This is a genomic window from Halalkalibaculum sp. DA3122 (assembly GCF_043951865.1).
In the GTDB taxonomy this organism is placed as follows: Bacteria; Bacteroidota; Rhodothermia; order Balneolales; family Balneolaceae; genus JAMQKA01.
In genome coordinates this window covers 19,510-27,802 of record NZ_JBINJF010000037.1, presented here as the reverse complement: position 1 = coordinate 27,802, position 8,293 = coordinate 19,510, and the positions used below count along the sequence as shown (strand labels likewise).

Here is an 8,293-nt window from a genome sequence, read left to right as displayed (position 1 = left end):
ACCAGCAGTACTGCAGCTATTCGCAACAGCATGCCCAGCGGGTTTGCTCTCCTTCTATCCAACTGCCTGGGAACCGGTCCATACTCAAATTTATCAGTCTTTTTCTCCCTTTTGATCTGCTCTCTGATAATATCCCAGGCACGCCTCTTGTTTCCCATCTTCAACACGTTTCCCGAAATGTCCCAGAGGTTTTGCAGCTCTTCCAGCTCCTCCTCGCGAGCGGGATCTTCATCAAGCCACTCATTAACGAACTTTTCATCTTCCCGGGAGTACTCACCGGTCACATATCGTTTTATCTGTTCGGGATATATCTCACGTAAACCCACGGTAATCTGCTATTAAGGCGAATGTTATCATTATTTTTCCTGCGTTCTTACTACAATGACAACTACATCTGTGGTTACCGTGACAGCTGCCTGGGAAAAATTCTTTGATAAATGTGTTTATCACCCGTCACCCGCAGGGAATGGGAATGAGGAATGATGAATGAAGGAGTAAGAATGATGAATTGCGAAGGCGACGCAAGGCACTCTCCCCCGCGTACGGGACAGCTGACGGTTGAAGACGCCGGCTGGCAACGGGATCTCCCGCGATACAGCCCTCCCCCCTCTCCTGCCCGGCAGAGGGTTTTTTATCTACTCGATATTATGCCGGTATCTTCTGACAAAAAAGATGGTATCTTTTTCTCCTTAAGATGGTATCTTTTTTTGTATAAGATGGTATCTTTTTTCACAGGAGCTATTGCCCCGGTTGTTTAGGGTTTTCTTTGTTCATTTTTTCATCGAAGAAAAACGAAAAAAAGCCGCTGAGGATGGGAATTATGAATGAAGAATTAAAAATAATGAATTTCGAAGGGGAGATCGTTTGAACGAGTTATAGCACCATGCCCAAGACCGGAAGAAGTTCTGTCTAACGAGGGAGCAAGCTAAAAATATACAACCTGGCCTTTCCGGCCTTGAATGGGGCGCGGAGGCCGAAGCAGGCGGGGGTGGATGTTGCACCGGTGAAGGTTTTGATAGCGGGCAACTTGCGTGACGGACCATCAACATCCACGCCTGCTGAGGCTGTAGCGTTTGGCCCATTCACCACCTTGATTTTTTCGTCCCTTTTGGATCAAGCCAAAAGGGACACCTCGTGTTGGGAAAATAGTCCCCTTTTTCACATTCAGGCTTTTTAATCATCTTTCCTTGTTCATTTTTTCATCGAAGAAAAAACGAACCTTAAAAAACCGCTGGCGGAGGATGGGAATTATGAATGAAGAATTAGAAATGATGAATTTCGAAGGGGAGATCGTTTGAACGAGTTATAGCACCATGCCCAAGACCGGAAGAAGTTCTGTCTGACGAGCGAGCAAGCTACAAAATATACAACCTGGTCTTTCCGGCCTTGAATGGGGCGCGGAGATCCTGCCGGTATACCTTGTCTGATGGCCAGCTCGGCTCGAAACCTGCGAGGTTTGTATGATTAAAAAGGGCCGCTTTGTCTTAAATGGGCTGCTTTTCTTGAAAAGGAAACCTGGCAGGGTTGGGAGGAAAGCGTTGTTCGAAACCCTCGGGGTTTTTCTTCAACGGTGGCTGCCCGTTACTACCAGGACCGCTTTTGCGGACCGGAAACCCCGGGGGTTTTAGAAAGGGCTTCGTTCTCTACCTCTCCACGCCTGCACAGGCGGCAGCGTTTGCCCCATTCACCGCCTTGAATTTTTGGTTCCTTTTGGATCAAGCCAAAAGGGACAACTCGGGTTGGGGTAAGAGGCTAGCGTGACTTTTAAAACGGTCTCTAATTCATTTCGAACAGAGTACCCCGCTTTTAAGACTCGTTTTATATCCGGACACCTTGAAGATTCAGACCATGAGACTGGAAAACACAATTAACGAAACCAACAACTCAGAAAAGCGCTCCCTCAGGGTAGCCAGTGCTCTTCTGATCTGTGTGTCTACGGTATTTTCTGAAATATCCAAAAAATCGGCAATCTCCTTGTAGGTCATGTCCTGGTGCCGGCTCAGGACAAATATGAGCCTGCGCCTTTCGGGCAGATCTTGAATGGCTTGTTCAACTTCCTTGAGCAGCATTTTGTAGTGGAGATTTCTGTCTAATTTGGACTCCCTTGGCTGGTTCTTATGCAGGGCTTTTTTTTCTTCTTCCCACTCTTGCTCTGTATCCCGGTGTTTCAAGTGGTTTAAACTCATATTCCTTCCTGCCCTGTATAGATATGATTTAATTGAGGTCTGGATTGTCAGGGTCGTGCTTATTCGCCATACCTTCAGAAATAATTCCTGGACTATTTCTTCAGCAATGGCCTCTGATTTGACATATCCCCATACAAATCGCACCAGGGGTTCGTAGTATTTATCAAATAGCTCTTCAAAAGCCTCCTCATCCCCATCTTTAACTTTTTCGAAAAGTAACTTGTCACTCATCCAATACCCTGCTCTTTTCGTAGGATTTTAAATAAATCCTACCATTAACTATCCCCTTCTCCTTTGTAGGAGTAATCGAATCCCTTCCGTACTTACAACTTATGCTATTTATTGAAAACTTTTATCCAGTTGATTAAATCAATCATTACTCTGCATTATCAGATTCAAAAACTTCCACACCCAATCAAGGGACTGGAAGTTACATTAGGGTTTTATGGGAAAATTCAATATTAAAAGTCAGTAGTGTCCAATTAAGACAATTTGATGCCTAAACCTTTCTCAAAAAACTTGATTAATTTTCATTGGCTTTATTGATGCCTCCTTTTATAGGTAAGACAATCGAATGGAGGCTTTCCGTGACAACAATTCACCGTAGGGGAAATCTCATATCAGAAACCCTCAAATTTTGACAGATGCGCACCACCGGCTAAAATCCATATCATCCTGAAACCGCGGATGGGGACAGTACCGGATTCGAAGCGTCCGGGATACGTTTTGGTTGACAAGGTTTTAAAAACGCAAATCTCTAAACCTATTTTGCATACTGAATAGCATAGAGAAAGTTTAATTTCAGTTTTTAAACACAGCTGTTGTATGATTAAATTGGATCTCGAAGTATGGGTGAGCTTGCTACCGAAACAGCTATATTAAAACGTTAAGAATAAAATGCGATTATATTGAAAAGATTAGCATCATATCTCTCAATTTTCATTCCACTTATTTTAATTCATGGTTGCAATTCCCATGAATCAAATGATTCAAGAAGTGGAAATTTATTCCAGCTAATTCCCGTCTCAAAAAGTGGTATTCATTTTTCGAATGATATAATCGAAAATGCTGATAATTTTTTTCTTGATTTCAACTACGTCTACGACGGGGCGGGACTAGCCGTTGGCGATATCAACAATGATGGTCTGCCGGATATTTATTTTGTGGGAAACCAAGTCTCAAATAAGTTGTATCTGAATAACGGAAGTTTTGAATTTGAGGATATCACCACAAAAGCCGGCGTGGATGGGGGACCGGGTTGGCACAACGGGGCGGTCATGGTTGATATAAATAATGATGGATATCAGGATATTTATGTTACCCGCGGAGGTTGGAAGGATACCGAAGAAGAACGCAAAAATTTACTTTTTATCAACCAGGGAGATCTGACCTTCAAGGAACAGGCTGCAAAATATGGGCTGAATGAAACCGGTTATTCCCTTCACGCCTCTTTCTTTGACTTGGATAACGACGGCGATCTGGATGTGTATATCACCAATCGACCCGAATCATTCTTTATCCCTATTCCTGAAGTCCTCAAGGGAAAACAAGATCCAGGCGACCTTGCCAGGGATAAACTCTATCTAAACGAAGGGGGAACGTACACAGAAGTTGGACTACAGAAAGGCATCACAGGCAATTTTGGATTCGGACTGAGTGTGGTAACCGCTGACGTCAACCAGGATGGTTATTCGGATATTTATGTTGCCAATGATTTCCTGGAAGATGACTATTTATATATCAATCAAGGGGATGGAACATTTAACGAAAGCATTGACAAAGCCACAAACCACATCTCGTTTCATTCGATGGGAACGGATATTGTGGATATTAACAATGATGGTTTGGAAGATATAATCGTTACCGAAATGCTGCCTGAGGATTACATTCGATCAAAAACATCTATGGCCCACATGACGCGAGAGGATTATCGTGAAATAATAGAGAGTGGATTTCACCACAAGTACATGCATAATGTGCTGCATCTAAACCAGGGGAATGGTTTTTTTAGTGAAATATCCCAGCTCGCAGGCGTTTCAAAAACTGACTGGAGCTGGGCTGTTCTGGGAAGTGATTTTAACAATGACGGCTATCGGGATCTATTTATCTCGAATGGTTTATTGCGGGATGTGAATAACAGGGATGCTGAAGCCAGGGGAGTAAAAATTGTGCAGGAAAATGCACACCAATTTTCCTCCCAAGAAGAATTGATTCGCGGACTAGCCACCGATTTGATCAACCAGTATCCCAAAAACAAACTGCCAAACTATATTTTCAAAAATAATGGCAATTTAACGTTCTCCAACAAGTCTTCCGAATGGGGATTGGATCAAGCTAGTGTATCCCACGGAGCTGCAGTTGCGGATTTTAATAATGACGGCACGTTGGATTTGGTTGTCAATAACATGGATGGGGAGGCGTTTCTCTATAAAAACAGCGCCGATGAGTTGCGCGAAAATAATTATCTGCGGGTGAAGCTTAAGGGACCTCCTGGCAACATTGACGGGTTAGGTGCAAAAATACATTTGGAATACGGCAATGAGCAACAGTTTTTTCAAATGAAAACAACCCGGGGATATCTTTCCTCGAGTCCTCCGGTTGCCCATTTCGGCCTGGATACAGCAAGCACCATAGACTTAGTTACGGTCACATGGCACGACGCAAAACAAAGCAGACTCCGGAATATTGAGGCTAATCAAATGTTGGAGCTATCATACGAGGATGCTATACGTGTCAAGCCAAACAAACAGGAAACAGAACCGATATTCAGCGATGTCACCTCCCAGTGGTTTGATCCACCCTATATTCACCGGGAGAATGAATTCGATGACTACCAGCAACAGCCGCTGTTGTCTCACAGCCTCTCAACAGAGGGACCATTTATAACAACCGGTGATGTTGACGGCAATGGATTGGACGATTTTTATGTCGGAGGAGCCCATGGTCAGCCGGGTCAGCTTTTCCTGCAGAAAAAAGAGGGAGGGTTTGAACGGAAAAAAAATCCCGCGTTTGAAGATGACGAAGACCATGAAGATATGGGAGCTCTTTTTTTCGATGCAAACGGAGATCAAGCTCTCGATTTATATGTGGTTAGTGGAGGCAACGAGTTTCCTCAACATGCCTCCATGTATCAGGATCGTCTCTATATTAATGACGGAGCGGGAAATTTCACACGATCATTTGATCTGCCTGAAATTACAGCCAGCGGGTCCTGTGTAGCTGCAGCCGATTACGATGGCGATGGCGATTTGGATCTTTTCGTAGGGGGGCGTCATGTACCGGGTATGTACCCCTTTCCGCCCAAAAGTTACCTGTTGCAAAATAATGGAGGAGAGTTTGAAGACGTGACGAATACAGTAGCACCTGAGTTTAACAAATTAGGAATGGTCACCTCAGCTGTGTGGACCGACATAGACGGGAAAGGAGATCCTGAACTGGCTGTAGCAGGAGAATGGATGCCGATCCGTATATTTAAACTTATCGATGAGGAGTTTAAGGAGATATCCTCCGCATTTTTGTCTGATGGCAGCAGCACAAAAGGCTGGTGGAATACCATTATATCGACCGATGCTGACGATGATGGCGATCAAGACCTGATTGCCGGAAATATCGGGTTGAATTACAAGTTCAAGGCCACCAGTGAGCGCCCATTTCATATCTTTGCAGATGATTTCGAAAACAATGGGATTGTAGATATTGTATTGGCAACTAATCACAATGATGAATTGGTTCCTGTGGCCGGAAAAGACAGGCTGGATCAACAAATTCAGAGTATCGCTTCTGAATTTTCGACCTATCGTTCGTTCGCAAAAGCGAACCTGGAGGATCTGCTCGGCTCCGGAATTGATGATGCACTGCACTATGAAGCCAATAATTTTGCAAGCGTACTTTTAGAGCACTCCGAAGGTGATTTGACATTGCGGGAACTGCCAACCGAAGCCCAGTTTTCTTCCGTAAATGCAGTTGTTGTGCTCGATTATAACAGCGATGGTATAAAAGATCTGCTGGTTGGGGGAAACAGGTTTAATGTAGAATTTGCAACTACCAGGGCGGATGCCTCGGTGGGATTATTGCTAAAGGGTAAAGCAGACGGAGACTTTGAACCGCTGCCTGTGGATGAAAGTGGTATTTTCATTCCTTACGACGTAAAGGATATTAAACCGATTAGACTTGGCGAAAATAGCTTGGGAATACTGGTAGGATCAAATCAGGATAAACTCAGACTTTACAGACTAAATAATTGACCTTTCGTTCCTTGTACACCGTCAGATACCGTCCTGCAACAAATGGGGTAACATCGAACGTAAAAACCTGATCAAGGAGTCAAGATGTAAGTGGGGCATCCTCAAAAAGTCACAACTGTCCCTTCCCAAGGCAGGGATGTTCCTTTTTGTGTGAACAAAAAGGAACCCAAAAAATCACCGGCGTGGGGATTTATTCGCCTGGCTGCACTTCGCTGCGGCTAAAAGAACCCCAGATATTTCCGGTGGGAGCTCCTCCCGGGAAATAGCATTTTTCCGCACGCCGGGTCTCACCCAGTACCTGTTGCAGGGGTTCTTTCTTCACGCCTCCGCTACGTTTGCCCGGGCGGCTTATAAATCCGTAGGCCGGAGGGATCCCTCCTATTTTCACCAGCACCAAAGTCTAGAAACCCACTGCTGCTGGTGCCAACAACGCCTGCCAGAAAAGATAATCAGGAGGCTGAAGAAAACTTTAATAAATCAACATCTGGGATTTATGGTGAGTGTTGCAGGTACCCAGTTCGTCAGTTCCGACCACTCGGAATTTTCTTCACCTCAACAATGAACACCCCATACCGAATCCTGCAGGCTACAACCGAATTTCAGGATAGCTATTGCTGCTGCCGGGGATATCATGTGCAGTATGATTTGAAAAAAATCAAGAAAACCTTGCATTTCGAACAGCCACATTAACCGCTAAATCATTGTTAGACATACAGTAAAATTAGAAAAGGATGCCCTAAGTATGGTCCAAGTGGCTTTCTCACTCCGATATCTTGATTACGAATTCAAATAGTGTGGTTTTGTACCTCCCCGTTCACTGGAAACATGGGCTGCTTCAACCAGGGCCATCGTCTGAACAGCATCGGGGACCAAACTGGTGAACTCGTTGGACGTTTCAAGCAGATGACATTGAAAACTGCCCATAGATCCGGCAAAAGCATCTGGAAACCAGGAGCCCTCGATATCCACCCGCTGCCAATTGGGATCTGTTCCCTCATCCAACAAACAGTATTCAAACGTGTCCTCCGCCCCTTCCGGATAATTCATGTTTACGCCCAGTGTAATCGTTACCGCTCCTTTCGTTCCCTCGATCTTCACAAATGATTCCTGATGGTCAGATCCAAATTCATGTCCGTGGTTTGTACTGATAACCGCTCGTGTACGATCCCCGTAGTCCAAAATCATCGTACTCTTGGTGGAAGCCAGATTCTCCATCTTAGGATGTTTAACCGTTTTGGCATAGATCCCTTTCGGGTTTCCCAGGAACGAGCGAACCAAATCAAGGTAGTGGATACTGTGATACAGGATTTCCACTCTCGGCAGATCATACAGGAACTCCCACAGATGCCATGGGGTATAAACGTTGAGACGGATTTCGATATCATGTATTTCGCCCAGGGCCCCTTCCCGGATCAGGTTCCGGGCTGCCAGTATATGGGGCGCGTACCGTAATTGGAAGTTTACACCGGCCGTCATCTGTTTTTCGTCACAAATGTGAGCTATCTTTTGGGCTTCATCCCAATCTTCACCCAGTGGCTTTTGTATCAGCGCTGCTGAATTTGAGGGTAAATATTCCAGTACACCCGCAATCTCCGAAGCGGGTACGGCGAGATCGTAAACCACATGTTGATTTGAATCGGTAATTAGTTCCTGCAGCGAACCGTAAACGTGTGGAATGCCATATTGCTCGGCAAGCGCTACCGCCTTTCCCTTTTGGATATCAAAAATTCCCTTAACAGGCAATCCCGCTTTTTGGTAGGCGGGCAGATGTGCATCCCGTACAATCCCCCCTGCCCCAATTATGAAGATTGGCCGCGGGGTTTCGGGCATGGTAACTTGGGTATGTAATGCTTGCTCCATTTA

At 45.0% G+C, this 8,293-nt stretch carries 4 protein-coding genes and 1 pseudogene; 1 reads left to right on the top strand and 4 read right to left on the bottom strand.

Features of this window, described 5'->3' with window-relative positions:
- Together ACG2F4_RS17290 and ACG2F4_RS17285 are read right to left on the bottom strand one after the other, a co-directional pair.
- Nucleotides 1–326 (bottom strand): annotated as a pseudogene (locus ACG2F4_RS17290) (hypothetical protein); the annotation flags it as partial.
- Nucleotides 327–1,841: 1,515 nt separating this feature from the next.
- Nucleotides 1,842–2,417 carry an RNA polymerase sigma-70 factor gene (locus ACG2F4_RS17285; RefSeq protein WP_395262147.1) on the bottom strand — a complete coding sequence of 192 codons (576 nt, stop codon included), beginning with the start codon at nucleotides 2,415–2,417 and terminating at the stop codon, nucleotides 1,842–1,844.
- A gap of 677 nt (nucleotides 2,418–3,094) precedes the next feature.
- Here ACG2F4_RS17285 and ACG2F4_RS17280 point away from each other — a divergent pair.
- Nucleotides 3,095–6,430 (top strand): VCBS repeat-containing protein, encoded by a 3,336-nt coding sequence (locus tag ACG2F4_RS17280; RefSeq protein ID WP_395262146.1) that lies wholly within the window; start codon nucleotides 3,095–3,097, stop codon nucleotides 6,428–6,430.
- Nucleotides 6,431–6,620: 190 nt separating this feature from the next.
- Here ACG2F4_RS17280 and ACG2F4_RS17275 read toward each other — a convergent pair whose 3' ends face one another.
- Both ACG2F4_RS17275 and ACG2F4_RS17270 read right to left on the bottom strand, forming a co-directional pair.
- Complete coding sequence (locus ACG2F4_RS17275; protein WP_395262145.1) at nucleotides 6,621–6,752, bottom strand: hypothetical protein; 132 nt, start codon at nucleotides 6,750–6,752, stop codon at nucleotides 6,621–6,623.
- Nucleotides 6,753–7,207: 455 nt separating this feature from the next.
- Nucleotides 7,208–8,290 carry a Gfo/Idh/MocA family protein gene (locus ACG2F4_RS17270; protein WP_395262144.1) on the bottom strand — a complete coding sequence of 361 codons (1,083 nt, stop codon included), beginning with the start codon at nucleotides 8,288–8,290 and terminating at the stop codon, nucleotides 7,208–7,210.
- Nucleotides 8,291–8,293: the final 3 nt, after the last annotated feature.